Source organism: Polynucleobacter sp. MWH-Braz-FAM2G (assembly GCF_018687635.1).
Taxonomy (GTDB): domain Bacteria; phylum Pseudomonadota; class Gammaproteobacteria; order Burkholderiales; family Burkholderiaceae; genus Polynucleobacter.
Genome location: NZ_CP061300.1, coordinates 1118295 through 1143947, shown reverse-complemented (window position 1 = coordinate 1143947; position 25653 = coordinate 1118295). Strand labels below are relative to the sequence as shown.

Below are 25653 nucleotides of genomic sequence, written 5' to 3'. Positions count from 1 at the left end.
ATGAACTCCAAAAAGATTTTTAAGAATCCCAAAATTGCCGTTATTCCTGGTGATGGAATTGGTAAAGAGGTAATGCCAGAAGGCGTGCGCGCACTAGAAGCCGCTAACCGAAAATTTAATATTGGTATGCAGTTCGACCATTTTGATTTCGCAAGCTGTGACTACTACCTTAAGCACGGCAAAATGATGCCAGACGATTGGTTTGACACGCTCATGAAGTACGACGCAATTTTCTTTGGTGCTGTTGGCATGCCAGACATTCTTCCAGACCATGTTTCTTTGTGGGGTAGCCTGATTCAATTTCGTAGAGGGTTTGACCAGTACGTAAATTTACGACCTGTACGCTTGCTACCAGGTGTCCCATGTCCATTGGCTAATCGTAAACCGGGTGATATTGATTTCTTTGTGGTTCGTGAAAATACTGAAGGCGAGTATTCCAGCGTTGGCGGAAAAATGTTCCCCGATACTGACCGTGAATTTGTTATTCAAGAATCTATTTTCACCAGACAGGGCGTAGATCGAATTTTGCAATACGCTTTTGATTTGGCTCAAAGCCGTCCAAAAAAGCATCTCACTTCAGCCACAAAGTCTAACGGTATCGCCATAACCATGCCATATTGGGATGAACGTGTTGAGGCCATGTCAAAGAAATTCGGTGACGTTAGGACTGACAAATACCACATTGATATATTGGCTGCCCACTTTGTAATGAATCCCGATCGTTTCGATGTAGTGGTTGCAAGTAATTTGTTTGGAGATATTCTATCGGATTTAGGTCCCGCTTGCACGGGCACAATTGCGGTTGCGCCATCTGGCAGCATTAATCCAGAAGGAAAATTCCCATCTTTATTTGAGCCAGTCCATGGTTCTGCGCCAGATATTTTTGGCAAGATGATCGCAAATCCGATTGGTCAGATTTGGAGCGGGGCGATGATGTTGGATCATCTTGGCTACCCCGAGGCAGGAAAAGCCATATTTAATGCAATTGAGAGTGTTTTGGCTTCTGGACCAGGTAATGCACCGTTGACACCAGATTTGGGCGGCTCTGCAAAAACAGATGATTTGGGTAAAGCGATTGCGGCAGCAGTTTAATTAACTTTGGATCACTGTATTTGAAGGACTCCAAACGGGGTCCTTTTTACTTGCTTTTGCAATTTCAGCAAGAATTTTTTCATGACTTTGTACTTCAGTATCGCTAGCTGCTAGAACTTTTAAGTTGCTCGGTAAAGTCTTGTTATGACCAGTTGAGTCAGTGCCTACTGTGTAGTCAATTAAATCAATTGAGAGGTCCTCTTGACCTCTTGTCATTGCTACATAGACTTCAGCCAGTAGCTGGGCATCTAATAATGCACCGTGCAAAGTTCGGTGTTTATTGCTAATTGAAAAGCGTTCACACAAAGCATCCAAGGAATTACGTTTTCCTGGAAACATTTGACGCGCATCTAAAAGCGTATCGGTTATCTTAGATGCGAGATTGCGGAAGGGTGGGCGTTTTAATAGAGCAAATTCATTATCCAAAAAGCCTAAGTCGAAAGCTGCGTTATGAATCACGACTTCAGCGCCATCCACGAATTCTATTAATTGATCAACAATATTCGCAAAAATGGGTTTATCGGATAGAAATTCTCGTGAAAGACCATGAACTGCAAAAGCGCCTGCATCAATATCGCGTTCTGGATTGATGTAGTAATGAAAGGTTCTATCGGTTAAGCGACGACCCACCATTTCCACGCAACCAATCTCAATAATTCGATCTCCAGTTGCGGGGTTTAGCCCTGTTGTTTCAGTATCGAGAATAACTTGACGCATTAAGTTCCCTCAAGCACAGAGGCTGGAATATCCATCGGTCCATTGCCAGCAAATTTATCAAGATAAAGATAAATCACCGGTGTGATGATTAGCGTAACAAATTGGGAGAAGATAAGGCCACCAGCAACACTAATACCTAATGGTTGGCGCAGTTCTGCGCCAGCACCCAAACCAAATGCAATTGGAAGTGCACCCATTAATGCAGCAAAAGTGGTCATCATAATCGGGCGGAAGCGCAAGATGCAGGCCTCCCGAATAGCTTTTTCTGGAGTCATTCCTTGGTTGCGCTGAGCCTCTAATGCGAAGTCAATCATCAGAATCGCATTCTTCTTCACAATACCAATTAGCAATAAGATGCCAATAGAAGCAATGATCGTTAATTCAAAACCAAATATACGTAAAGCCAAGATTGCACCTATTGCCGCAGAGGGTAAGCCCGCCAAAATAGTTAATGGGTGAATATAGCTCTCATATAAAACCCCAAGCAATATGTAGATCACGCCCAAAGCAGAGAAGATCAATATCAGCTGACCAGATTGATTGCTCTTAAAGACCGCAGCATCACCACCATAACTGGTAATAATGGATGGGGGTAGGTCAATTGCCTTTGTAAATGCCTCGATCTGTTTTGTGGCATCACCCAAGAAAACGTCTGGCGCCAAATTAAAAGACAGAGTTACCGCAGGGATTTGACCTTGATGATTGACGGCGGTAGGGCCCACCGTACGAGTAAACGTAGCGAGGCTAGATAGTGGAATTAGCTTATCAGTTGCTCGACCACGAACAAATATCTTATTGAGATCGGTTTCGTACTGACGATCTTCAACAGCCGCCTCCAAGATTACATAGTAGGTATTTACAGGCGTGTAGATTGTGGAGACTTGTTTCTCCCCATAGGCAGAATAGAGTGCAGTGCGAATGTCAGCAATACTTACTCCCGCACTTGCGGCTTTTTCACGGTCAATATTGATCTTGACGTTCAAACCTTTCATTTGGGAGTCGCTAGTTACGTCTCTAAACATAGGATCAGCCCGCATTTTTTGCATAAGCTTGTCAGCCCATTCATTGACGCCATCAAAGCCAACACTTTGGAGCGTAAATTGATAGCGACTCTTACTACTCTTGCCTCCAAGTTGTAAGTTTTGCACCGGGCGCATATAGACTTGTAAGCCAGGTATCTCTTTGAACTTGGTGCGTAAACCTTCCATGATCTTAGCCATTTTGGCGCGATCGCTTTTTGGTTTGAGAATAATAAATATTCGACCTGTGTTGTAACCTGAGCTAGCGCCGCCGCCAATGACTGAAATTGAACTTGCTACATTAGGGTCGGTATTTACCAATTCAGCCGCTTGATCTTGTAATGCCAACATTGCTCTAAAAGAAATATCTTCCGAAGCTTCTGTCGTAGCAAGAATTTGGCCAATATCTTCCTCTGGAAAAAAACCTTTTGGACTATTGATAAATAGTATTACTGTGAGGGCAAAGGTCGATAAAGCACCCCATAAAACAATTCTGCGATTTTTTAGAGCAAGATCCAAATAATGAACATATGTCTTGAGCATCCAATCGAATATGCGATCGAATTTTTTATTGATTGCGTACTCTTTGGCGTGTTGACCTGGTTTTGGCAGAAAGCGGCTGCAGAGCATTGGCACTACCGTTAAGGAAACTACAGCAGAAACCAAGATAGATAGGGATACCACTACTGCAAATTCTCTAAAGAGCAAGCCTATTGGGCCAGCCATAAAAAAGAGTGGGATAAAAACCGCCACCAAAGAGATGGAGATTGAAATAATGGTGAATCCGACCTCCTTACTTCCTTTAAGCGAGGCTTTTAGAGGATCCATTCCTTGCTCAACATAACGCATGATGTTTTCGAGTACAACAATAGCGTCATCAACAACCAAGCCAACAGCGAGCGTAATACCCAATAGAGAGATGTTGTCGAGACTGTAGCCCATAAAGTAAAGCAAGAAAAAGGCGCCAATGAGAGAAATTGGCAGGCTTATTGATGGAATAACAGTCGCAGAAATATGCTTTAAGAATAAAAAGATAACCAATATCACCAGCAACACCGTTAAAGCCAAAGTGATATTGACATCATGTATTGCTTCAATAATAGAAAGAGAGCGATCGTTTAAAAGTTGCAGCCTAATCGACTCAGGCATTTGTTTTTGTAGCTGTGGAAGTAGCTGTTTAACAGCATTCACTACCTCAACAGTATTAGCACCAGGTTGCCTTAAAACAGCAACTGCGATTGAACGCTCTCCATTTGAGCTGGCCAGAGTTTTGACATCCTCATAGCTCTCTATAACATCAGCCACATCTTTTAAATAAATTGGCAAGCCATTTTTTTGGCTCACAATTAAATTTGCAAATTCCTCAGGCCTTACTAATTGAGGGTTGGCATAAATAGTGATAGCTTGCCGGGGCCCATCCAAAACACCAACAGGACTATTGGAGTTTGCTTTATTCACTGCAATGGCAACATCATCGATAGTCAGGTTGCGATTTGCTAATGCGTCTGGATGGACGCGAACACGAACGGCATATCGTTTGGCGCCATATACCAATACCTGAGCAACACCACTAATAGTCGAGAGATTTGGAGAGACAAGGTTTTCTGCGTACTGGTTAATATCTGAAAGGCTGATGGATGGTGAGCTCATGCGCACCACTAAGACCGGTGTATCGGATGGATTAATTTTGCGATAAGACGGTGGAACAGTCATCTCTATAGGAAGACGTTTTTGTGCTCGCAAGAGGGCAGCCTGCACATCTACCGCCGCCTTATCGATATCTCTGTCGTTATTAAATTCTAGAGTAATGCTCGTGCTTCCAAGCGAATTAGTTGAGCTAATAACATTAATGCCGTCGATAGTAGAAAATTCTTTTTCAAGTGGCAACGCAACTGCTGAGGCCATATTCTCTGGTGAAGCGCCTGGCAAAGAAGCGCTTACAGAAATAACGGGTGAATTAAAGCTTGGGAGAGCGGCTACAGGAATCTTTAGATATGCAACGGTACCTGCTATGACGGTAGCTATAGATAGCAACACCGTCATTACAGGGCGTCGAATACATAACTCGGAAAGCGTCATTTTTTCTCGGTAGCCGTTGAGGATGCTGGGGCAGGCGCACCGGATGTATTTGCAGGAGTTGGCGATTTAGCTTCACGCACCTTGCTTCCAGGGCGAAGATTTTGTTTGCCTTCAACTACAACTCTATCGCCAGGTTCAATACCTGTAATTACTGTTAATCCTTGGTATTCGTAGACAACCTTGATTGGCTTGGAAACGGCTTTCCCGTCTTTATCAATTACGTACACCATCTTGCCACGTGCGTTGATGATGACAGCTTGAGAGGGGACTGCCAAGGCGTCCTTCAGGGTATTCGCCACTAATGACACGCGAGCAAATTGGCCAGGTAACAGAGTTTTATCGTCATTAGGTATCTGAGCTTTAACTCGGACCGCTGCAATTGATGGGTCTACTTGGTTGTCGATCACTAAGACCTTGCCCTCATAAGTTTTTTTGCCGCTTTCTCCAACGACCACTTTTACAGTCATGGCTTCCCCATCAAGCTGGTTTTCCAGCATGATAGGTATATCTTTTTCGGGAATAACAAATTGAACATTAATAGGGTTCAATTGAGTGATCGTGACCATAGAACCAACGCTTGAAGTAGCGGTGGAGCTCGTTGCAGTAGAAACAATATTGCTAGCCTGTACAAGTGATCCAGGGAATACATTCACAATTCCCGCGCGCCCATTAATTGGTGAACGGATATAGTCAAAGGAGAGCTGAACCTCAGCTGCGCGAGCAGCAGCTTGCGCGGACTTGGCATTAGCAAGGCTAGTTTCTAAACCGGCTTTGGAGATAAAGTTTTTAGCAACTAGTTCTTTGGCGCGAAGGTATTGCTTTTGCGCATCATCGGCTAAGGCTTTTAGCTTTTCATAGTTGGCTTTGTCATTGCGGTCATCGAGGGTGAATAGCAAATCACCCGCCTTAACTTCCTGCCCATCTTTCACTTCCACCTTTGCCACCGTGTTGGTCACCATTGGACGAATATCGACAATGCTATTGGAAACAATCGTGCCAGTTGCTTCAATGATTAGAGGAATATCTTTTTTCTCAACTACAACAGAAGTTACAGTAATCGGACCTCCTGCCTTTTCTGAGGCGGGAAAAAAGTAGTCATAGACTTTTGAGCCCGCATACAAGACCACCAGCACTAATAGAATGCGCCATTTAAATTGAAGGACAAAGGACTTAACGGTTGGATAATCCAAGCGCTTTAGTGCATCAAATCTGGGCGACTGCTTTTGCCAAACAGAGCATAGGCGGACTTTGACAGCATTTTTAAATTGCACAAGCTTGGCGAGTGCCTTGTCGAATGAGGATTCTATTTTTGACACAGTCTCGTTTTTCTAGGTTTTATATGGGATTTTTACTGTTTTCAGCAATTTGAAGCAGAATCATTCTCTCATAAGATGACTCAAAAGGTGCCCAAGAGTAGGTCTTCTATTAAGGCAAAAATTCCTCAACACCCTTATTGGCAAGCTGATCCGCCAGCTCGTTACCAGGGTGCCCATTATGACCTCGGACCCAGTGCCACGATATTTCATGTTTTGGGAGGAGGGAATCTAGCTCTTGCCAGAGGTCAGCATTTTTAACAGGATCCTTACTGGCTGTCTTCCAGCCTCTTTTCTTCCAGCCCTCCAGCCATTCTGTAACCCCTTTTTGGACGTATTGAGAGTCTGTCCAGAGTTCTACGCTACTGCGCTGTTTTAGCGCCTTTAGAGCAAAAATCACTGCGCATATTTCCATGCGATTATTGGTTGTCAGTTTCTCGCCACCATGTATGTGCTTTTCATGACTTCCTGAGCGTAAAACAGCTCCCCAACCACCGGGGCCAGGATTGCCTTTACAGGCTCCATCGGTATATATGACGATGTGGGGTTGTGTGGAGTGAGGCATAAATTTATTCCGAATTCCCATCCGTCAGTTGTGCCAGTTGTTTTTGAATATTGCTTCGTTCGGCAGCGGGGCTCAATTGCTTAATTGCTGGAATGCGGGCTAGCGAAGCTGGACCAATCATTCTCATTCCTTGCTGACGTTTAATGGCGGAAACCAAAAAAACAGCACCAAATATTGGCCACCAACGATTACCCATCTTTTCAAGAAAGTCCATCTTACCCATTACAGACTCACCTTGAAGGGGGAGCTTGTAGCACCCAAAGTGACCCCGATCGAGAGAAAAGTTTAGTAGTTCTAGCCAGTCTTTTATCCGAATAAGACTGATAAATTGCCCATCTCTTGGAAGATAGGGAGTTCCGACCAATCTACTGAGATATTGTCTTGCACCCCACAGGCTGGCGGGATTGAAGCCAGAAATAATTAGGCGCCCTTCGGGTCTTAATACTCTATCCACTTCGCGCAAAATCTGGTGAGGGTCGGTAGCGAATTCTAAGACATGGGGCAGCACGATTAAATCCAAGCTTTCATTTGCAAAGGGAAGCTCTGTGCTATCCCCTTGAACTAGATGCCAGTTAAAACGAGCGGCATGACTGCGGTTGTCATTGGAGTGAATAAGTAGGGCCTGCAAAGGCATCCGATTTTCATTTAGTGTGTTTAATTGGGGCAGGCCAATTTGAAGGGCATGAAAACCAAATACGTCGGCAACTATTTGATCAAAACACCCTTGCTCCCAAGCTAAAACATAGCGTCCAGGAGGTGATTGCAACCATTTTTCCCATGAACTCCAGGGGGGCGCAGGCATCTGTGATGGGATGGGTGGGGTTGGTATCATCGGTATATGGATAAGAATACTTTATTGCAAGTTTGGCCTATACCGGCTTTTGATGATAACTATATCTGGTGCATTCACGATGGCAGTTCGGCTTTAGTGGTTGATCCAGGTGATTCAGCGCCAACGCTAGAGTTCCTCAGGGCAAATAATCTCTCTCTTAAGGGGATTTTAATCACCCATCATCACGCAGACCATACAGGCGGGATTCTGAATTTGCTCCAAGCTTTAGGTTCAGATATTCCCGTCTATGGCCCAGCAGGAGATAACATCCCTGGCCGCTCTGTTATTGCAATGCAAGATGACAAGATTGAAATTACTGCCCCGCGGATTAGTTTTAAAGTATTTGAAGTGCCTGGGCATACCTTAAGTCATATCGCTTACTTTGCCAACATGCAAGCCAATGTGGTGGAGCCAATGCTTTTTTGTGGAGATACCTTATTCGCATCTGGATGCGGTCGCTTGTTCGAAGGAACGCCAACGCAAATGTCCCAGTCGCTCGCACAATTTGCAGCCTTACCAAAAAATACCTTGGTTTATTGCACTCATGAATACACTTTATCGAATATTCGTTTTGCGATGGCAGTCGAGCCTAATAACTTCAATTTGTTCTCATGGGCCGATGAAGCAAAATCCCTCAGAGAGCAGGGATTGCCAACCCTCCCAACGACAATTGGTCAGGAACTTCAAGTAAACCCATTTATGCGATGTGATCAACCAGAAGTCATTGCAATGGCTAAAGAGGTTTCAGGTCAAGCCGAATTATCAACACCCGCTCATGTCTTAGCAGTAATAAGAGCCTGGAAAGATCGTTTCTGATGCGAATGTTGTATGCAGTAGTAGTTATTGCTGCCTTGTTGAGTGGATGCGCTAGTACAGGCGACTGGTCATCGGACACTCCTACAAAAGCGAACCCAAAATCCTCTAGGGCTACACGCGTTAATCTTCAAAATCAGAGTGTCAGCAAGGTCTATGCTCCTTCTGATAATCTCTGGATTCGTATTCGTGATGGCTTCCAAATGGAGCCAATGAATAGCCCCTTAGAGATTGAGCAAGTTCGCTGGTTAAGTGCACGCCCAGATTATGTTCATCGCTCCATGGCCCGCTCTTCACGTTACTTGTTTTATATAGTGCAAGAGGTCAACGCGCGCAATATGCCAACGGAGATTGCGCTTCTACCATTTGTAGAAAGTGCTTTTGTCACGAACGCAAAATCAAGCGCAAAAGCAGTAGGGCTGTGGCAATTTATGCCGGCAACTGGAAAAGACTTTCGACTAACCCAAAATGTCTTCAGAGATGAGCGTCGCGATGTTTTGCAATCGACCGACGCTGCTTTAGATTATCTGCAACGCCTATACAACCAGTTTGGCAGTTGGGAATTAGCCTTGGCTGCATATAACTGGGGCGCTGGAAATATTTCTAAAGCCCAAAAACGTAATGCGGCAGCAGGTTTACCCACGGATTATGAAAGCCTGACCATGCCGCGGGAGACTCGGAACTATGTACCCAAGCTGATGGCTTATCGACAAATCGTATTAGATCCACAGGCTTATGGAATCGTTTTGCCTGAACTTGAGAATCACCCATACTTTGTTGCTTTGGATGTCGGTAGCGACATTGATGTGGCATTGGTAATTAAGTTAGCTGAAATTCCAGAGGATGAATTTCATAGTCTCAATCCATCATTTAATAAGCCAGTCATTCTCAGTAACGCCAATCAACAAATCTTGTTACCGTTCGGTCACGCTGAAATTTTTCAGAGCAATTTAAAGCAATACACTAAACCTTTATCTTCTTGGACTGCAGTTCAAGTAAGTAAAACTGAAAGCGTTGATCAGGCAGCCAAAACTTTGGGAGTGGATATGGACACCCTTCGAGAGGTAAACGGCATTCCGAAGGGTATGCGTATTCGCGCAGGCTCCACGGTATTGATTCCAAAAACCAGTCGCCGCCCAGGAGATGTGTCGACTGCTATGGCTGAAAATGCCAGCTTAAGTCTAGAGAAGCCTGCGCCACCAGCACCGAAGTGCCCAAAACCTACCAAAGGAAGCAAGGGAGCTAAAGCGGCTAAATGTCACGCCCCAAACTCTACTAAAACGGCCGAAAAGGGCGCTTCTAAGGGTAATTCTTCTGAAAAAAATGCTGCATCTCAGCATAAATCCGCATCGACAGGGCTTGCAAAATCTGCGAAAAATGGTAGTTCAGCCGCCCAAAGTAACAATAAGAGCAGTAAAGGGGCGAGCAAAAGTCAGTAATCCCAGTAACTTTTTTAAAAGAAATTAGGTTGACCATGTCCTATAAAGCACACCACGAACGCTCAATTAAAGACCCAGACGGATTTTGGGGTGAGCAAGCACAGTTAATTCATTGGGAAAAACCATTTGATAAAGTTCTTAATTACGACAATCCTCCATTTGCGAAGTGGTTTGAAGGTGGTTTAACCAATCTTTGTTACAACGCGGTAGATCGTCATTTAAAAGATCGTCCTGATCAAATTGCTTTAGTTGCTGTTTCAACTGAAACAAACCAAGAGAAGGCTTACACATTTAAAGAGTTATACGAAGAAGTTAATCGTATGGCTGCTATTTACAAAGCAAATGGTATTCAAAAAGGTGATCGTGTTTTGATCTATATGCCGATGATTGCTGAGGCCTGTTTTGCCATGTTGGCGTGCGTACGTATTGGCGCAATTCACTCTGTTGTATTTGGTGGTTTTGCTTCTCACAGCTTGGCTTCTCGAATTGATGACGCAAAACCAAAATTGATTGTTACTGCTGAAGCAGGTGCGCGTGGTGGTAAAGCAGTTCCTTACAAGCCATTGCTAGATGAGGCAATTTCCTTAGCTGAATACAAACCTGAGAGGGTATTGATTGTGAATCGTGGCTTAACCGAATTCACAACGGTAGCTGGTCGTGATTTGGATTATGCAACTGAGCGTCAAAAACATTTAAACGATCTCGTTCCAGTTGAGTGGGTTGATGCTACTCATCCTTCTTATATTTTGTACACATCTGGTACTACCGGTAAACCAAAGGGTGTGCAACGCGATACTGGCGGTTACGCGGTAGCATTAGCGGCCTCAATGAAGCATATCTTTACTGGCAATGCTGGTGAAACCATGTTCTGCACATCAGACATTGGTTGGGTAGTGGGCCATAGCTACATTATTTATGCGCCATTACTATCGGGCATGGCAACCATCATGTACGAAGGCACGCCCTTACGCCCAGATGCTGGTATTTGGTGGGAATTGGTTGATAAGTACAAAGTTTCAGTCATGTTCTCTGCGCCAACAGCAGTTCGCGTGCTCAAGAAACAAGATCCCGCATTCTTAACGAAATACGATTTGTCCAAACTGCGCGCCCTGTTCTTGGCGGGCGAGCCTTTGGATGAGCCAACTGCAAGTTGGATTCATGACGCTATTAAAAAGCCAATCGTGGATAACTATTGGCAAACTGAAACAGGCTGGCCAATGCTTGCAATCCAACGTGGTGTCGAAGTGATGCCTCATAAGTTTGGATCTCCAGGCGTTCCATCTTTCGGTTACAACATGAAGTTGCTGGATGATGCAACTTCCGAAGAGTTGGGTCCAGATCAAAAAGGTGTGATTGCAATTGAAGGTCCGTTGCCACCTGGTTGTATGCAAACTGTTTGGGGTGATGACAAACGCTTTATTAGTACCTACTGGGAAACCATTCCTGGCAAATTAATTTACTCAACCTTTGACTGGGGTATTAAAGATAAAGATGGTTACTTCTTTATCTTAGGTCGTACTGATGACGTGATTAACGTAGCGGGTCACCGCTTAGGAACTCGTGAAATTGAGGAGAGTATTTCTAGTCATCCTAATATTTCAGAGGTTGCAGTTGTAGGTATTGAGGATAAGCTTAAAGGTCAAGCTGCCATTGCTTTCGTGATTCCTAAAGATGCCTCTAACACGGCAACATTAGAGGCGGAGTGCATGAAGACAGTAGACAGCACTCTTGGTGCAATTGCACGTCCTGGCAGAGTATATGTAGTAACTGCCTTACCTAAGACTCGCTCTGGCAAGATTGTTCGCCGTGCTCTTCAGGCTGTTGCAGAGGGTCGCGATCCAGGGGATATCAGCACCATGGATGATCAAACTGTTTTGGCTCAAATTAAGACCATTATTGAGCAGAGCGCCAAGGCTTAAAAACCGGTAACTTGTATTAAATTGCTCCTCCAACCTAATCGTTGGGGGAGTTTTTGCTTTTGGTGATTGATTTGGCTGGGTATTCAAGGGTTTACGAGTAAAAATGGTATGATTACAGGGTTCGAAACTTAATAAATACCCTAGCGCTTAAAGACACTCACCTCCCGCAAATACATCCCCGGGCTGGTCTTTTTGGGGGTTTTGAGCGTCGGATGGAGCAGGGACTGGAGATGGTTTGTCACCCTTGCTTCCTTCTTTTCCCCCCGCCGTATTGGCTCTTGCTGACGGCACCTTATTTCCCGGATTTAGTATTGGCGCCCCTGGCGAAACTACTGGAGAAGTAGTTTTCAATACCGCATTGACTGGTTATCAGGAAATCATTACCGATCCAAGCTATTCACGTCAAATAGTTACCTTGACCTATCCACATATTGGAAATGTGGGTGTGAATGCTCAAGATGCAGAATCAGATCGGATTCATGCTGCTGGCCTAGTTATCAAAGATTTGCCAAAACGAGTATCCAATTTTCGTTCCGAAGGTCCTTTAGACGTCTATCTCACAAAAGCGGGCGTGCTTGGTATTGCAGGGATTGATACCCGCAAGCTCACAAGAATTCTTCGCGATAAGGGCGCCCAATCTGGTGCCATTGTTGCTGGCAAGGTAGGGGATGATCACGAAGCTTTAGGTATAAAGGCGCTGGAGTTGGCTAAGGCATTCCCTGGAATGGCGGGATTGGATTTAGCCAAGGTCGTTACTACTCAAAAGCCGTATGAATGGCGTGAAGCCGAATGGGCTCTGCAAGGTCCAAATGGTAAGCCAGGTTATAGATCCTTGGATACTGGTAAACCAGTTAAAAGAGTGGTTGCCTTTGATTTTGGTGTGAAACGCAATATTCTTCGCATGCTCACTGAGCGCGGCTGTCAATTGACGGTTGTCCCTGCGCAAACTAGTGCCGCAGAAGTATTAGCGATGAACCCAGATGGCGTATTTTTCTCAAATGGTCCTGGCGATCCAGGTCCTTGTGATTATGCAATTGCTGCTGCAAAAGAAATTATCGAGAAGGGTGTTCCAACCTTCGGTATTTGTCTAGGCCATCAAATTATGGGTCTTGCTGCAGGAGCAAAGACTTTGAAAATGAAGTTTGGGCATCACGGTGCAAATCATCCAGTAAAAGATTTGGATACTGGTCGCGTAGCGATTACCTCTCAAAATCATGGCTTTGCTGTTGATGCAAATACCTTGCCAGACAATATTCATGTTACCCATGTTTCCTTATTCGATGGTTCTTTGCAAGGTATGGCCTGGAAAGACAAGCCAGCTCTTTGTTTCCAAGGGCATCCTGAGGCCTCTCCAGGTCCTCATGACATAGCTTATTTATTTGATCGTTTTGTGGAGCTAATGAATGCTGCCAGCAACAAGGAGGGCAAATAATGCCTAAGCGTAGCGACATTCAGAGCATCTTAATTATCGGCGCTGGTCCGATCGTCATTGGACAGGCCTGTGAATTTGATTATTCAGGCGCACAAGCTTGTAAAGCTTTGCGTGATGAGGGCTACAAAGTAATTTTGGTCAACAGCAATCCTGCAACCATCATGACTGACCCTGAGATGGCAGATGTAACCTACATCGAACCCATTACATGGGAAGTTGTAGAGAGGATTATTTCTACTGAGAGGCCTGATGCCATCCTGCCAACTATGGGTGGTCAAACAGCGTTGAATTGTGCATTGGATTTACATCGTCACGGGGTATTGGAAAAATACGGCTGTGAACTTATTGGTGCATCTCCCGAGGCGATTGACAAAGCGGAAGATCGTCAGAAGTTTAAAGAGGCAATGACCAAAATTGGCCTTGGTTCTGCAAAGTCTGGCATTGCCCATTCAATGGACGAGGCTCATGAAGTTCAGCAGCGGATTCAGAAAGAAACAGGTAGTTCAGGTTTTCCGGTGGTTATTCGTCCTTCATTCACCATGGGTGGATCGGGAGGGGGTATTGCTTATAACCGTGAAGAATTTGAAGAAATTTGTAAACGCGGTCTCGATCTATCGCCTACTCGCGAGCTTTTGATTGAAGAGTCTCTCCTTGGTTGGAAAGAATTTGAAATGGAAGTCGTGCGCGATCGTAACGACAACTGCATCATTGTTTGCTCAATTGAAAACTTAGATCCAATGGGTGTGCATACTGGTGATTCAATCACTGTGGCACCAGCTCAAACTCTAACGGACAAAGAGTATCAAATCATGCGAAATGCATCGATTGCAGTGCTCCGTGAGATCGGTGTTGATACTGGCGGTTCAAACGTTCAGTTTTCTATCAACCCAGTTGATGGGCGCATGATTGTGATTGAGATGAATCCACGTGTTTCTCGTTCGTCCGCATTGGCCTCTAAGGCCACAGGTTTCCCTATCGCTAAGATTGCTGCCAAATTAGCCGTAGGCTACACGCTTGATGAGCTCAAAAATGATATTACTGGTGGCGCAACTCCAGCATCTTTTGAACCTTCAATTGATTATGTAGTTACGAAGATCCCTCGCTTTGCCTTTGAAAAATTTCCACAAGCTGACTCTCGTTTGACAACTCAAATGAAGTCAGTAGGTGAGGTAATGGCGATTGGTCGCACTTTTCAAGAGTCTTTCCAAAAAGCGCTTCGCGGTCTTGAGGTTGGTGTTGATGGTTTAGATGAGGTGTCTACAGACTTAGATGACATCATCAATGAAATTAATGAGCCAGGCCCTGATCGCATATGGTATTTGGCAGATGCATTCCGTATGGGTATGGGTCTAGATGAGATTTATAGCGAGACCAAAGTCGATCCTTGGTTCCTGGAACAGATTGAAGAGCTAATCGCTATTGAAGCCGAGCTTAAGCAGCGCAAGATTGATAGTCTCTCTGCACCTGAGTTGCGTTTTGTAAAGCAAAAGGGTTTCTCGGATCGTCGCTTGGCAAAATTACTTGGGATTGATGCCGCTTCTGTACGTGCAGCGCGTCATCGCTTAAATGTGGTGCCAGTCTATAAGCGCGTTGATACATGCGCCGCAGAGTTTTCTACCAATACTGCTTATTTGTATTCCACCTACGAAGCTGAGCATGGTGAGTGCGAGTCGCAGCCAACGAACAAAGAAAAGATCATGGTATTGGGCGGTGGGCCTAACCGTATTGGTCAAGGTATTGAGTTTGACTATTGCTGTGTACACGCAGCCTTAGCGATGCGTGATGATGGTTATGAAACCATCATGGTCAATTGCAATCCAGAGACTGTCTCTACTGACTACGATACTTCTGATCGTCTTTATTTTGAACCATTAACTCTAGAAGACGTTTTGGAGATTGTGGCAAAAGAAAAACCCAAGGGTGTGATCGTTCAGTATGGTGGACAGACACCATTGAAATTGGCTTTAGATCTGGAGCGAAATGGTGTTCCGATTATCGGCACATCTCCAGATATGATTGACGCCGCTGAAGATCGTGAACGTTTCCAAAAGTTGCTGCAAGACCTCAGTTTGCGTCAACCGCCTAATCGTACAGCCCGCACCGAAGAGGAAGCCCTCAAGCTTGCCGAAGAGATTGGGTACCCGTTGGTAGTTCGTCCTTCTTATGTGCTTGGTGGTCGTGCCATGGAAATTGTTCATGATGGTCGTGATCTACAGCGTTATATGCGTGAAGCTGTTAAGGTCTCACATGATTCTCCAGTGCTGCTTGATCGCTTCTTAAATGATGCGATTGAGTGCGATGTTGATTGCATTAGCGATGGTGCAACTGTATTTATTGGCGGCGTCATGGAGCATATTGAGCAGGCTGGAGTTCACTCAGGTGACTCTGCTTGTTCATTGCCCCCATACTCTTTGTCTGAATCAACCGTTGAAGAAATTAAGCGTCAAACTGCCGCCATGGCTAAGGGTTTGAAGGTGGTTGGTTTGATGAATGTGCAGTTTGCCATTCAAAATGTCGATGGCAAGGATGTTATCTATGTCCTTGAGGTCAACCCACGCGCTTCCCGCACTGTACCTTTTGTATCTAAAGCTACTGGATTGCAATTGGCAAAAATTGCTGCTCGCTGCATGGTTGGTCAATCATTAGCGCAGCAGGGCATACAGACTGAAGTCAAGCCAGAATATTTCTCTGTCAAAGAAGCTGTATTCCCATTTAATAAATTCCCAGGTATTGATCCAATACTCGGACCAGAAATGCGTTCTACTGGTGAAGTCATGGGTGTTGGCAAAACTTTTGGTGAAGCATTGTTTAAGTCTCAATTGGGTGCTGGCATCAAGCTTCCTAAGAGTGGAACTGTTCTTTTGACTGTTAAAGACAGCGATAAGCCAAAAGCGCTTGAGGTGGCCAAGTTATTGCATCAACTTGGCTTTCCAATGGTGGCCACTAAAGGCACTGCTGCGACGATTGAAGCGGCCGGTTTACCAGTTAGAGTGGTGAATAAGGTGAAGGATGGCCGTCCACACATTGTAGATTTCATTAAGAATGGTGAGATATCTTTGGTATTCACGACTGTTGATGAAACCCGTACAGCGATCGCTGACTCTAGATCTATTAGAACAAGTGCTCAAGCTAACGGTGTAACTTATTACACAACTATTAGCGCAGCCCGTGCGGTTATGGATGGTTTGCTGGCTTCACAAAATGGCAAGCTGGAGTCGCTGGAGGTTTATTCGTTGCAAAACTTACATCGGACGCTTATTTAATCTAAAATTAACTTTTAGACGCGTAATTTTGCGCAAGAATTTAAGTTAGGTTAGTAGCATGAGCACAATTCCGATTACCAAACGCGGTGCAGAGCTTCTCAAAGAAGAGTTGCACCGCTTGAAACATGTAGAACGTCCTGCCGTTATCAATGCAATCTCAGAGGCTCGCGCTCAAGGCGATCTCTCTGAGAATGCCGAATATGATGCCGCCAAGGAGAAGCAGGGTTTCATTGAGGGTCGAATTCAAGAATTAGAGGGCAAGTTATCTGCCGCTCAAATTATTGATCCAGCAACTCTTGATGTATCTGGGCGAGTGGTATTTGGAGCTACCGTCGAACTCGAAGATCTTGAGGATGGCACTAAATTCACCTATCAAATCGTTGGTGATGATGAGGCTGATATTGCTTTAAATAAAATCTCTATTAGCTCCCCTATTGCGCGCGCCTTAATTAGCAAGGAAGAGGGCGATGTGGTGGGTGTTCAGGCGCCTGGTGGTAATCGTGAAGTTGAGATCTTAGCGGTTCGTTACATCTAATTCTTCTATGCAGGCCCAGAGAGTTTTTAGTCTGATTGCCGGTATCTGGGTAGGCAGCTTTATTACCATTGGATTTCTGGTTGTCCCCATTCTCTTTTCAAGTTTGGGTGATAGGCAAATTGCCGGTATGGTGGCAGCAAGCCTTCTTAAAGCGACCGCTTATATAGGCGTCTGTATCAGTACCATATTGATGGTTGCCGCCCATTATTTTGTAAGGCAGAATCAAGCCAGATACCGGCTTATTCGCTGGATCTTGCTTGCGATGTTGGCCTGTGCAATTACCGCTGGATTTATTCTGATTCCTTGGATGAATGCGCTAAGGGATCAAGCCTTATCTTTAGGCTTATCAGTCCGGGAAACCTCTAATGCAGAACTTTTTAATCGACTGCATTCCGTCTCCAGCATGGTTTTTATGATTCAAACATTGCTGGGAATATATTTGGTTTGGCAGACAACAAAAAACGCTGACTAGCAGCGTTCTTTTTATTTGACGGGTCTTAAGAGCCTAAAGATTTTTTCTTGGTACTACTCATTCTAGTTTTGCGTTTCTTGATAGGTGCTGGGGCGGCAACTGCTTTTCTATAGCCTGGAGAAGACCAGCCAATTTTGGATTCTGCCGCCTCAGAACGTAAAACCCTTTTCTTAGGAGTGGCAGATTTAACAGCGGCAGCCCGCGCAAACGGTGAGGCGTTAGAGGCGGAGCGACGGTTGGAGCGATCTGAAGAACTGGTGCGAGCGCCAGCTTTAGTTGGAACGCGATTAGGTTGTCGTTTTGTTCTTGGTGCTTGTAGTGACTTTTTAGTCTGTTTGCTAGATCGATCTAAATTGCTAAAAGCTTCTTCAACTGCATCTTTTGGTTTCCATAGAACTAATAACTTACCAATATGTTGGACAGGTGCAGCATCAAGTTGATCACAAAGTTCTTCATAGATAGCAATACGCGCTTCACGATCATCACCTAAAACACGAATTTTGATTAAGCCATGATGTTTAATTGCCGATTTAGCTTCTTTAATTACGGCTGGGGTCAAACCATCTCCACCAATCATCACTACAGGATTTAAGTCATGAGCATCGGCTTTTAAAGATTTGCGCTGTGCGGGGGTAATAGTTAGTGCTGTCATGGGCTTGATGATAGAGCATTCATCGAGAGAAATAGCTCTTTAGGCTTAATTTAGCGAGTTTTTCCATAATTCCTTTTGCTTTAGAAGGCGGAAACTAGGAAAATATAGGGCGAAAGTGGGTAAGTTTTGGCAAAGAATAAATTTAATAAAAGTTGGTTGCAGGATCACTTAACAGATCCATACGTGAAGATGGCTCAGAAAGAGGGCTATCGCGCTAGAGCAGTTTATAAACTGAGTGAAATAGACGAACAAGATCACCTTATTAAAGCGGGCATGACTATTGTTGATCTTGGAAGTGCTCCTGGCAGTTGGTCGCAATATGTGCGCAATCGTTTAACCGAGCTTGGTAAAAACAATCCAAAAATTGAATCCGGCAAACCAGATGGGCAAATTATCGCGATTGATATATTGCCCATGGAAGATATTGCTGATGTCAGCTTTATTCAGGGTGATTTCCGAGAAGAGGAGGGTCTGAATGCTCTTGAGGCGCTATTGCCTAAAGATGCCGACGGTAAGGTTGATCTGGTTCTCTCAGATATGGCTCCTAATTTATCGGGTGTTGGGGTAGCAGACGCCGCAAGGATGGCCTTTTTAGCTGAAATTGCCCTCGATTTTGCTGTTGCTCACCTCAAGCCTGAGGGTGCTTTGCTAATTAAGTGCTTTAACGGGAGTGGCTACAGCCAGATTGTGGAATCGTTTAAAAAGGTGTTTAAAACAGTGGCATCTCGAAAGCCCAAGGCTTCTAGGGCCCGATCTTCAGAGATATTCCTATTGGGTAGAAACCTCAAACCCCCAAAATAGAGCTTAATTCCTGTAATGGACCCCCGTTTTATAGGGTTTTTATAAATAAATATGCCATTAGCCCTTGAAAAAGGGTGGTAGTAGAATCAAATACTTAGGTAGCGATTCGCTTTAACTCCTGGATCAATCCAGAAAAGGACTTATTTTGAACAGCAATATGTTCCAAAAAATCGGTGTGTGGCTCATTGTGGGTCTGGTGCTTTTTACGGTATTCAAGCAATTTGATAAGCCGAAGGAGCAGACTCAGGTCACCTATTCACAATTCATGGATGATGCCAAAGCTGGAAAGATCAAACGTGTTGATGTTCAGGGGCGCACTAACCTTACCGTTACTCCTGTCGACGGCAATAAATATACGCTGATATCTCCAGGGGATATTTGGATGGTAGGTGATTTGATGAAGTATGGTGTTCAAGTTTCTGGTAAAGCAGAAGATGAACCGAACATGATCACTTCAGCTTTGTACTACCTTGGTCCAACTCTGCTGATTATTGGCTTCTGGTTTTTCATGATGCGTCAAATGCAAGGTGGTGGCAAAGGTGGCGCTTTCTCATTTGGAAAATCTAAAGCGCGTCTCATTGATGAGAATAGCAACACAGTCACTTTTGCTGATGTTGCTGGTTGTGATGAGGCGAAGGAAGAGGTCTTTGAATTAGTTGACTTCCTAAAAGATCCGCAAAAATTTCAAAAACTTGGCGGTCGCATTCCTCATGGTGTATTGCTGGTAGGCCCCCCTGGTACAGGTAAAACATTATTGGCACGCGCTATTGCTGGTGAAGCAAAAGTTCCTTTCTTCTCAATCTCAGGTTCTGACTTTGTAGAAATGTTTGTTGGTGTTGGCGCTTCTCGTGTGCGAGACATGTTTGAAAACGCTAAGAAGAATTCACCTTGCATTATCTTTATCGATGAGATTGATGCTGTAGGTCGTCATCGTGGTGCCGGCATGGGTGGTGGTAATGATGAGCGCGAACAAACTCTCAACCAGATGTTGGTTGAGATGGATGGTTTTGAAAGCAATAGTGGCGTAATCGTGGTGGCTGCAACCAACCGTTCAGATGTGTTGGATAGGGCCTTATTGCGTCCCGGTCGTTTTGATCGTCAAGTTCATGTTGGCTTACCTGATATCCGTGGTCGTGAGCAGATTCTGCAAGTACATATGCGTAAGGTTCCGATTGATCCAGATGTCAATGCTGCCGTTTTAGCTCGTGGCACGCCAGGCTTCTCTGGTGCCGACCTTGCAAACCTTGTGAATGAGGCTGCATTGTTTGCTGCACGTCGCAATAAACGTTCAGTTGATATGAAGGACTTTGAAGACGCCAAAGATAAGATTTACATGGGTCCTGAGCGTAAGTCAGCTGTAATGCGCGAAGAAGAGCGTCGTAATACTGCTTACCATGAGTCGGGACATGCTGTTGTCGCTAAAGTGCTTCCTAAATCTGATCCTGTGCATAAGGTCACCATCATGCCTCGTGGGATGGCTTTGGGCGTGACTTGGCAATTGCCAGAGTTCGACCGAGTGAACTTGTATAAAGATCGCATGTTGGAAGAGTTGGCAATTTTATTTGGCGGTCGTGCTGCTGAAGAAGTCTTCTTGCATTCTATGAGCACTGGTGCATCGAATGACTTTGAACGTGCAACTAAGATGGCGCGGGATATGGTTACTCGCTATGGCATGAGCGATAGCTTGGGCACGATGGTGTATGTCGATACCGAATCTGAAAGTATTTTTGGTCGCAATAGCACGAAGACTGTTTCTGAATTGACGCAACAAAAAGTAGATGCTGAAATTCGTACATTGATCGATAGTCAATATGCATTAGCAAGGTCAATCTTGGAGCAGAATCGTGACAAGGTCGAAGCCATGGTCGCTGCGTTGTTAGAGTGGGAAACCCTTGATGCAGAGCAGATTAACGACATTATGGAGGGTCGTCCACCTCGTGCGCCAAAACCGCCTCCTGCAACCCAGTTTGGTAATTCCGCTGGAACGCCTGGTCCTGCTACTGGTAACGCTCCCGCTACTGCTTAAGCTCTATTGAGTTTTAGTTTTTGATGCTCAATCAAAGTTTGATCGAGATGCCCACAACTTGGCGTTGTGGGCGTTTTCTTTTTGATTTCACAAAACGTAAGCGTCCTATTGTGATGGGCATTCTAAATGCCACGCCAGATTCTTTTTCGGATGGCGGTAGGTTCAGAAATGCCCAAGATGCTATCGCTCAAGCAGAAATCATGATTGCCAATGGTGTGGATTTAATTGATATTGGTGGTGAATCCACTCGTCCTGGAGCGGTGCCAGTAAGTCTTGAAGAAGAGCTCGATAGAGTTCTTCCAGTTATTGAGGCATTAAAAAATTGCGGCGTACCTTTATCAATTGATACCTACAAATCTGAAACGATGCGCCAAGCACTGCTTGCTGGCATTGATTGTGTAAATGATATTTGGGCACTCAGGCAAGAGGGGGCAGTTGATGCTGTTACTAACATTAAAGAATGCGGTATTGTTTTAATGCACATGCAATGTGATCCTCTCACAATGCAGTTCAATCCCGAGTATCAAGATGTCACTGGAGAGGTAATACAGTTCTTAAAAGATAGAGCTGCATTTCTAATAGAAAAGGGTGTTAGCTCAGACAGAATTGCTATCGATCCAGGCTTTGGTTTTGGAAAGAGCCTTGAGCATAACCTTACTATGCTGTCTCGCTTTAATGCTTTCACAAAATTGGGCTACCCAGTTTTGGCGGGTATTTCTAGAAAATCTATGATTGGAAAGGTCACTGGGAAAGAGACTAATGAACGTGTAGCTCCTAGTGTTGCGGCTGCCATTATGGCTGCTGATCGGGGGGCTAAAATCATTCGTGTTCATGATGTTGCTGAAACAGTTGATGCCCTAAAACTCTGGGAAGCAGTTAATTTTTAATGAATGAATAAAACAAAGATATAAAGGGTCTAAGTTTTATAATGATATCCATGAAAAAACAATACTTTGGCACTGATGGCATTCGCGGCGAAGTCGGGCAATTTCCGATTGTTCCGGAATTTATGACTCGTCTTGGCTATGCAGCCGGCAAAGTATTAACGAAAGATTGCAAGCTAGGTGAGCGTTGCCAAGTATTGATTGGCAAAGATACTCGAGTCTCTGGTTACTTGTTGGAGGCTGCTTTAGAAGCGGGTTTTGCTGCTGCAGGTGTCGATGTTATGCTTTGTGGCCCCATACCGACCCCTGGAGTCGCTTATCTTACTAAAGCCTTGCGTTTAACTGCGGGCTTGGTGATTTCAGCCTCACACAATCCTTATCAAGATAATGGCATTAAGTTTTTTTCAGCCAACGGAGATAAGCTCTCTGATGATTTTGAATTAGCCATTGAGACTGAGCTAGAAAAACCCATGGGTTGCGTTAGCTCCAAAGAATTAGGCAAGGCATTCCGCTTAGATGATGCTGCTGGCCGTTATATTGAATTTTGCAAGTCTACTTTTCCGGGAGACCTCAATCTCAAGGGATTAAAAATTGTGGTGGACTGCGCCAATGGCGCTGCGTATCACATTGCTCCTCATGTTTTCCATGAGCTGGGTGCAGAAGTCATTTCAATAGGCGTAAATCCAGATGGGCGCAATATTAATGATGGTTGCGGCGCCACCGCACCACAAGCCTTGATTGAAAAAGTGAAAGAGGTGAATGCGGACATCGGCATTGCTTTAGATGGAGATGCTGATCGACTCCAAATGGTTGATGCCTCAGGACGTTTGTTTAATGGTGATGAATTGCTGTATGTCCTCGTAAAAGATAGGTTAGATAAAAAGCAAGCTATCGGAGGAGCGGTTGGTACTCTCATGACTAATCTAGCGGTTGAAAACGCGATTAAAGAATTGGGAATTGGATTTGAGCGCGCTAATGTCGGTGATCGTTATGTATTAGAAATGCTTAAACAAAAAGGGTGGCTAATTGGAGGTGAGGGTTCTGGACATTTACTTTGCCTAGATCAGCACACCACTGGCGATGGCACTATTGCGGCATTGCAAGTATTGGCTGCTATGAGTCAAAACAAAAAGAGTCTTGCTCAATTGCTAGAAAAGGTAAATATCTTTCCTCAGGTGCTTTTGAATGTGAGATTCAAACCTGGTTATGACTGGAAGTCTGACTCAGCATTAAAAAATCAAGTCTCCAAGGTAGAGTCTGATCTCAAAGATATCGGCAGGGTATTGATCAGAGCTTCTGGCACCGAACCTTTGCTCAGGGTCATGGTTGAAACTCAGGATGGTGATGTTGCCATGAACTCAGCCAAGAGCATTGCTGAACTAGTCCCAACTGCCTAGATTCAAGCTTACTTTGACTTGTGCTATTTCATATTCTTCTTTAGCAGAATTGGAATAAACCCAAAAGGCTGCTCAGATTTTGGATTGACAGTGATCTCCACCGCCTGAACTTGTTCAGCACCCATTACCTGTAAGCGCAGAACATTCTCGATAATATATTTTTGATCCACTGTCTTGAGAGGCTGATCAAGAATAAGGCGATGACTGTCGCCATGAATTAGAAGTACGGGAATCTTATGGTTTTGTGCTTCTTTACTCAAAAGAAGTAGAGTATCTCGATAGCCGCTACTTTCATCTATGGCTTGTTTGGGCGAATAAAACATATCAGCCTGAAAGCAAAAGATTATCCCTTTGTAGCCTTTACTTGAGGCAAGTGAAAAAGCATTACTTATCCAGGCTAGATTGGCTTGATTGCGTTCAGCATATTCAGCTTTGGATTGCTCATTACGCTCAAAATTATTATTTGATCCTGGAATATGAAGATTAACAAATAAAAATTGGTTCTTTACCCAATATGAGTTTTCAACAAACTTTGAATGTACAGGGTCGACATCTGCCTGCCTTGTCAAAGCAATTGGTTTTTTGCCCAGACTTTTATTGTTGCTGAAGAAAGTAGCTCTTAGTACATTCAGGCGTTCAATAGGATCGTATGAGCCCGCCGCCGGTCTATGACAATCTGTCCACTCGTTGTCACCGATGCTGTAAATGAGTGGGGATGTGAATTGATTGAAATGCTGCTTAACTTTGAGGTTATATTCATCGCTGCATGGGGTGGATCCTGATTTTGTATCACCGATAAAAATACTAAAACTTGGCTGGATTTTATTGATCTCAGCTATCAACCTTTCGTAACGTTGATAATCATCAGGTATGGAATAGGGCATATCCCCCAAAGCAACAAAACGAAATGACTCAGTTGACTGAGCAGAGGCCGCGAGCGTATTTGCTAGGAACCATAAGGATATTAATAGTCGATTCGTTTTCACATTATTTATGATAGCTTGGTTGCTTTCTTATTTCTTTTATCTCAATTTCACCAAATATATATTCTTCTCGACTAAATTGCATCCATCCTAGATCATGAAAGACGTCAGCATAATTTTTTGAATATTTGCTATTGGTTTGATAGAAAATGTCCGTTAGCTCATCTTGTTCTGTCTTATGCACAGTTTCAGAAAAGTAGATTATCTTCTCTCCCCCATATGTTTTTCTAATTACTCCTCCTGGAATATCTTTAATGGATATCCCTACGTTGGGATCATATGTATTTATAAAGGTTGGCTTTACTTCGGTGATTATTGAGCCTAATTTCCAAACCGTACCACACTTAATTTCTTTGTTCTTCTGTTGGAATATGTTGCGCTCGACTAAAGAGCCCATTTCTAAGGGAATAATTTGATAAATCATCCTATCTCCAATGTAATTTATGAAATGTCAATTTAGTTTGCTAGAAAATTATGACAATCCATTAAAGCTGGAAACTAAGATTCAAAATCTCCAGGTAACTCCAACTTCAGTGCGAGTGGCGCCGGAAGCTTGGGCGGCAATTGTTTCGCTATAGTTCAATCCTGTCCTCATATACGAAGCTCCTAAGTCGATATTTTCAGTAATAGAGTAGATGGCAGCAATTAGCGCGTAATGACTCAAGTATTGTTCGGTGGTAGGTGGATTGGTTGTGGCGCCAATATCGAGCGCAATTTTAAAATCCTTAATCACAGTCCAAACAGGTGCCACTGATACGATAAATAGATTGGTACGATTTGGATCTGCAGATAGACCCACGGTGTAATTGGTGTTGTAGGGAGAGTGCATGTATACAGCATTGATATGCACTTCGAAGTCTTCCCAATATTTTGATGCAATTAAATTGGCCCCATAGTTAAATGCCGCCATGCCGAGCCCAGTTACTTGCTGCTGTTTCCCAGCAGGCAGAATCACTGAAGGCTTAATTGCAAAGGCGTAACCATTTTTTTCATCCTCATAAAATCGCCACTTTGCTGCGAACACATAATTAGAAAATTTAGAAAAATTACCACTTGGTTCGTTGTAGTAGGTGGCAGAAAATGAAGCTTCAACTTTCTCGCTCAAGCCACGTGTATATGTAAAAGGGAATGCTTTTGCATCAGTTCTGCCAACATACTCTTCGCCTGGGGTAATAATGTCCGCTTGCTGAGCGCTTCCATTTCGATTGATTGAGAAAAAGTATTGCTCGATTTGGTTGCCGCCGGCTTTGACGGTTCCGGCATCATCCGTGTTTAGCGGCTCAAATGCATATGCATTTGCTGAAATACAAAGAAAAGCGAAGCAATAGTTTCTAACATTCATCTTTTAATGCTGACTTAAGCTCAATCAAACTGTTTAGTCGAGTCTTATGACAGTTTGATGTCACCTCATAAGAGACTT

21 protein-coding genes are annotated in these 25653 nt (G+C 44.1%); 12 read left to right on the top strand and 9 right to left on the bottom strand.

Translation table 11 applies throughout. From position 1 onward, the window contains the following. Positions 1-1092 (top strand): tartrate dehydrogenase, encoded by a 1092-nt coding sequence (locus FD973_RS05990; RefSeq protein WP_305798626.1) that lies wholly within the window; start codon positions 1-3, stop codon positions 1090-1092. On the opposite strand, the gene dnaQ is transcribed toward FD973_RS05990, so the two are convergent. From dnaQ to FD973_RS05965, 5 genes are all read right to left on the bottom strand, one after another. Further along, positions 1093-1809 (bottom strand): DNA polymerase III subunit epsilon, encoded by a 717-nt coding sequence (dnaQ, locus tag FD973_RS05985; protein ID WP_215322430.1) that lies wholly within the window; start codon positions 1807-1809, stop codon positions 1093-1095. Beyond that, the gene (locus tag FD973_RS05980) at positions 1809-4907 is read right to left on the bottom strand and encodes an efflux RND transporter permease subunit (RefSeq protein ID WP_215322429.1); all 3099 of its coding nucleotides are present in this window, start codon (positions 4905-4907) and stop codon (positions 1809-1811) included. Before FD973_RS05980 ends, dnaQ begins: the two co-directional genes overlap by 1 nt. Continuing rightward, positions 4904-6223, bottom strand: coding sequence for an efflux RND transporter periplasmic adaptor subunit (locus tag FD973_RS05975; RefSeq protein ID WP_215322428.1), 1320 nt, complete (start codon positions 6221-6223; stop codon positions 4904-4906). Before FD973_RS05975 ends, FD973_RS05980 begins: the two co-directional genes overlap by 4 nt. Before the next feature lie 109 nt (positions 6224-6332). Continuing rightward, positions 6333-6785 (bottom strand): ribonuclease HI, encoded by a 453-nt coding sequence (gene rnhA, locus FD973_RS05970; protein ID WP_215322427.1) that lies wholly within the window; start codon positions 6783-6785, stop codon positions 6333-6335. 4 nt (positions 6786-6789) lie between these two features. Continuing rightward, a complete protein-coding gene (locus FD973_RS05965; protein ID WP_215322426.1) occupies positions 6790-7617 on the bottom strand; it encodes a class I SAM-dependent methyltransferase in 828 nt (275 codons plus the stop codon). 6 nt (positions 7618-7623) lie between these two features. Here FD973_RS05965 and gloB point away from each other — a divergent pair, with 6 nt between their 5' ends. The 7 genes from gloB (at position 7624) to FD973_RS05930 (ending at position 17490) form a co-directional block, all read left to right on the top strand. After that, positions 7624-8433 carry a hydroxyacylglutathione hydrolase gene (gene gloB / locus FD973_RS05960; protein ID WP_215322425.1) on the top strand — a complete coding sequence of 270 codons (810 nt, stop codon included), beginning with the start codon at positions 7624-7626 and terminating at the stop codon, positions 8431-8433. Continuing rightward, a complete protein-coding gene (locus FD973_RS05955) occupies positions 8433-9869 on the top strand; it encodes a transglycosylase SLT domain-containing protein (RefSeq protein WP_215322424.1) in 1437 nt (478 codons plus the stop codon). Before gloB ends, FD973_RS05955 begins: the two co-directional genes overlap by 1 nt. A gap of 23 nt (positions 9870-9892) precedes the next feature. Continuing rightward, positions 9893-11788 (top strand): propionate--CoA ligase, encoded by a 1896-nt coding sequence (locus tag FD973_RS05950; RefSeq protein ID WP_305798655.1) that lies wholly within the window; start codon positions 9893-9895, stop codon positions 11786-11788. 244 nt (positions 11789-12032) lie between these two features. Continuing rightward, positions 12033-13220: a glutamine-hydrolyzing carbamoyl-phosphate synthase small subunit gene (carA, locus tag FD973_RS05945; protein ID WP_215324735.1), complete on the top strand. Its 1188-nt coding sequence runs from the start codon at positions 12033-12035 to the stop codon at positions 13218-13220. Then, on the top strand, positions 13220-16483 hold the full coding sequence (gene carB / locus FD973_RS05940) for a carbamoyl-phosphate synthase large subunit (RefSeq protein WP_215322422.1): 3264 nt from the start codon (positions 13220-13222) through the stop codon (positions 16481-16483). The genes carA and carB overlap by 1 nt, the downstream gene beginning before the upstream one ends. 58 nt (positions 16484-16541) lie before the next feature. Further along, a complete protein-coding gene (gene greA / locus FD973_RS05935) occupies positions 16542-17018 on the top strand; it encodes a transcription elongation factor GreA (protein ID WP_215322421.1) in 477 nt (158 codons plus the stop codon). Between the two features lie 7 nt (positions 17019-17025). Then, the gene (locus FD973_RS05930; protein WP_215322420.1) at positions 17026-17490 is read left to right on the top strand and encodes a DUF4149 domain-containing protein; all 465 of its coding nucleotides are present in this window, start codon (positions 17026-17028) and stop codon (positions 17488-17490) included. 25 nt (positions 17491-17515) lie between these two features. On the opposite strand, the gene FD973_RS05925 is transcribed toward FD973_RS05930, so the two are convergent. Then, a complete protein-coding gene (locus tag FD973_RS05925; RefSeq protein WP_215322419.1) occupies positions 17516-18142 on the bottom strand; it encodes a YhbY family RNA-binding protein in 627 nt (208 codons plus the stop codon). 126 nt (positions 18143-18268) lie between these two features. Here FD973_RS05925 and FD973_RS05920 point away from each other — a divergent pair, with 126 nt between their 5' ends. From FD973_RS05920 to glmM, 4 genes are all read left to right on the top strand, one after another. Continuing rightward, positions 18269-18943, top strand: coding sequence for an RlmE family RNA methyltransferase (locus FD973_RS05920; RefSeq protein WP_215322418.1), 675 nt, complete (start codon positions 18269-18271; stop codon positions 18941-18943). Positions 18944-19088: 145 nt separating this feature from the next. Beyond that, positions 19089-20969 (top strand): ATP-dependent zinc metalloprotease FtsH, encoded by a 1881-nt coding sequence (gene ftsH / locus FD973_RS05915; protein ID WP_215322417.1) that lies wholly within the window; start codon positions 19089-19091, stop codon positions 20967-20969. 20 nt (positions 20970-20989) lie between these two features. After that, positions 20990-21856 carry a dihydropteroate synthase gene (folP, locus tag FD973_RS05910; RefSeq protein ID WP_371816853.1) on the top strand — a complete coding sequence of 289 codons (867 nt, stop codon included), beginning with the start codon at positions 20990-20992 and terminating at the stop codon, positions 21854-21856. Positions 21857-21906: 50 nt separating this feature from the next. Further along, a complete protein-coding gene (glmM, locus tag FD973_RS05905) occupies positions 21907-23250 on the top strand; it encodes a phosphoglucosamine mutase (protein ID WP_215322415.1) in 1344 nt (447 codons plus the stop codon). A 23-nt stretch (positions 23251-23273) separates the two neighbouring features. On the opposite strand, the gene FD973_RS05900 is transcribed toward glmM, so the two are convergent. The 3 genes from FD973_RS05900 to FD973_RS05890 all read right to left on the bottom strand — a co-directional run bounded on the left by FD973_RS05900 (position 23274) and on the right by FD973_RS05890 (position 25575). Then, positions 23274-24134 carry a hypothetical protein gene (locus tag FD973_RS05900; RefSeq protein WP_215322414.1) on the bottom strand — a complete coding sequence of 287 codons (861 nt, stop codon included), beginning with the start codon at positions 24132-24134 and terminating at the stop codon, positions 23274-23276. A 103-nt stretch (positions 24135-24237) separates the two neighbouring features. Beyond that, positions 24238-24657, bottom strand: a complete 420-nt coding sequence (locus tag FD973_RS05895; RefSeq protein WP_215322413.1) for a hypothetical protein — start codon at positions 24655-24657, stop codon at positions 24238-24240. Positions 24658-24738: 81 nt separating this feature from the next. Beyond that, positions 24739-25575: a transporter gene (locus FD973_RS05890; protein ID WP_215322412.1), complete on the bottom strand. Its 837-nt coding sequence runs from the start codon at positions 25573-25575 to the stop codon at positions 24739-24741. Positions 25576-25653 lie beyond the last annotated feature (78 nt).

What these genes read in the sequence shown, in the direction of transcription:
- FD973_RS05990 (WP_305798626.1), top strand. Translation starts at nt 1, where the DNA reads ATGAACTCCAAAAAGATTTTTAAGAATCCCAAAATTGCCGTTATTCCT.
- dnaQ (WP_215322430.1), bottom strand. Translation starts at nt 1,809, where the DNA reads ATGCGTCAAGTTATTCTCGATACTGAAACAACAGGGCTAAACCCCGCA.
- FD973_RS05980 (WP_215322429.1), bottom strand. Translation starts at nt 4,907, where the DNA reads ATGACGCTTTCCGAGTTATGTATTCGACGCCCTGTAATGACGGTGTTG.
- rnhA (WP_215322427.1), bottom strand. Translation starts at nt 6,785, where the DNA reads ATGCCTCACTCCACACAACCCCACATCGTCATATATACCGATGGAGCC.
- FD973_RS05965 (WP_215322426.1), bottom strand. Translation starts at nt 7,617, where the DNA reads ATGATACCAACCCCACCCATCCCATCACAGATGCCTGCGCCCCCCTGG.
- gloB (WP_215322425.1), top strand. Translation starts at nt 7,624, where the DNA reads ATGGATAAGAATACTTTATTGCAAGTTTGGCCTATACCGGCTTTTGAT.
- FD973_RS05955 (WP_215322424.1), top strand. Translation starts at nt 8,433, where the DNA reads ATGCGAATGTTGTATGCAGTAGTAGTTATTGCTGCCTTGTTGAGTGGA.
- carB (WP_215322422.1), top strand. Translation starts at nt 13,220, where the DNA reads ATGCCTAAGCGTAGCGACATTCAGAGCATCTTAATTATCGGCGCTGGT.
- greA (WP_215322421.1), top strand. Translation starts at nt 16,542, where the DNA reads ATGAGCACAATTCCGATTACCAAACGCGGTGCAGAGCTTCTCAAAGAA.
- FD973_RS05930 (WP_215322420.1), top strand. Translation starts at nt 17,026, where the DNA reads ATGCAGGCCCAGAGAGTTTTTAGTCTGATTGCCGGTATCTGGGTAGGC.
- FD973_RS05925 (WP_215322419.1), bottom strand. Translation starts at nt 18,142, where the DNA reads ATGACAGCACTAACTATTACCCCCGCACAGCGCAAATCTTTAAAAGCC.
- glmM (WP_215322415.1), top strand. Translation starts at nt 21,907, where the DNA reads ATGAAAAAACAATACTTTGGCACTGATGGCATTCGCGGCGAAGTCGGG.
- FD973_RS05900 (WP_215322414.1), bottom strand. Translation starts at nt 24,134, where the DNA reads ATGCCCTATTCCATACCTGATGATTATCAACGTTACGAAAGGTTGATA.
- FD973_RS05895 (WP_215322413.1), bottom strand. Translation starts at nt 24,657, where the DNA reads ATGATTTATCAAATTATTCCCTTAGAAATGGGCTCTTTAGTCGAGCGC.
- FD973_RS05890 (WP_215322412.1), bottom strand. Translation starts at nt 25,575, where the DNA reads ATGAATGTTAGAAACTATTGCTTCGCTTTTCTTTGTATTTCAGCAAAT.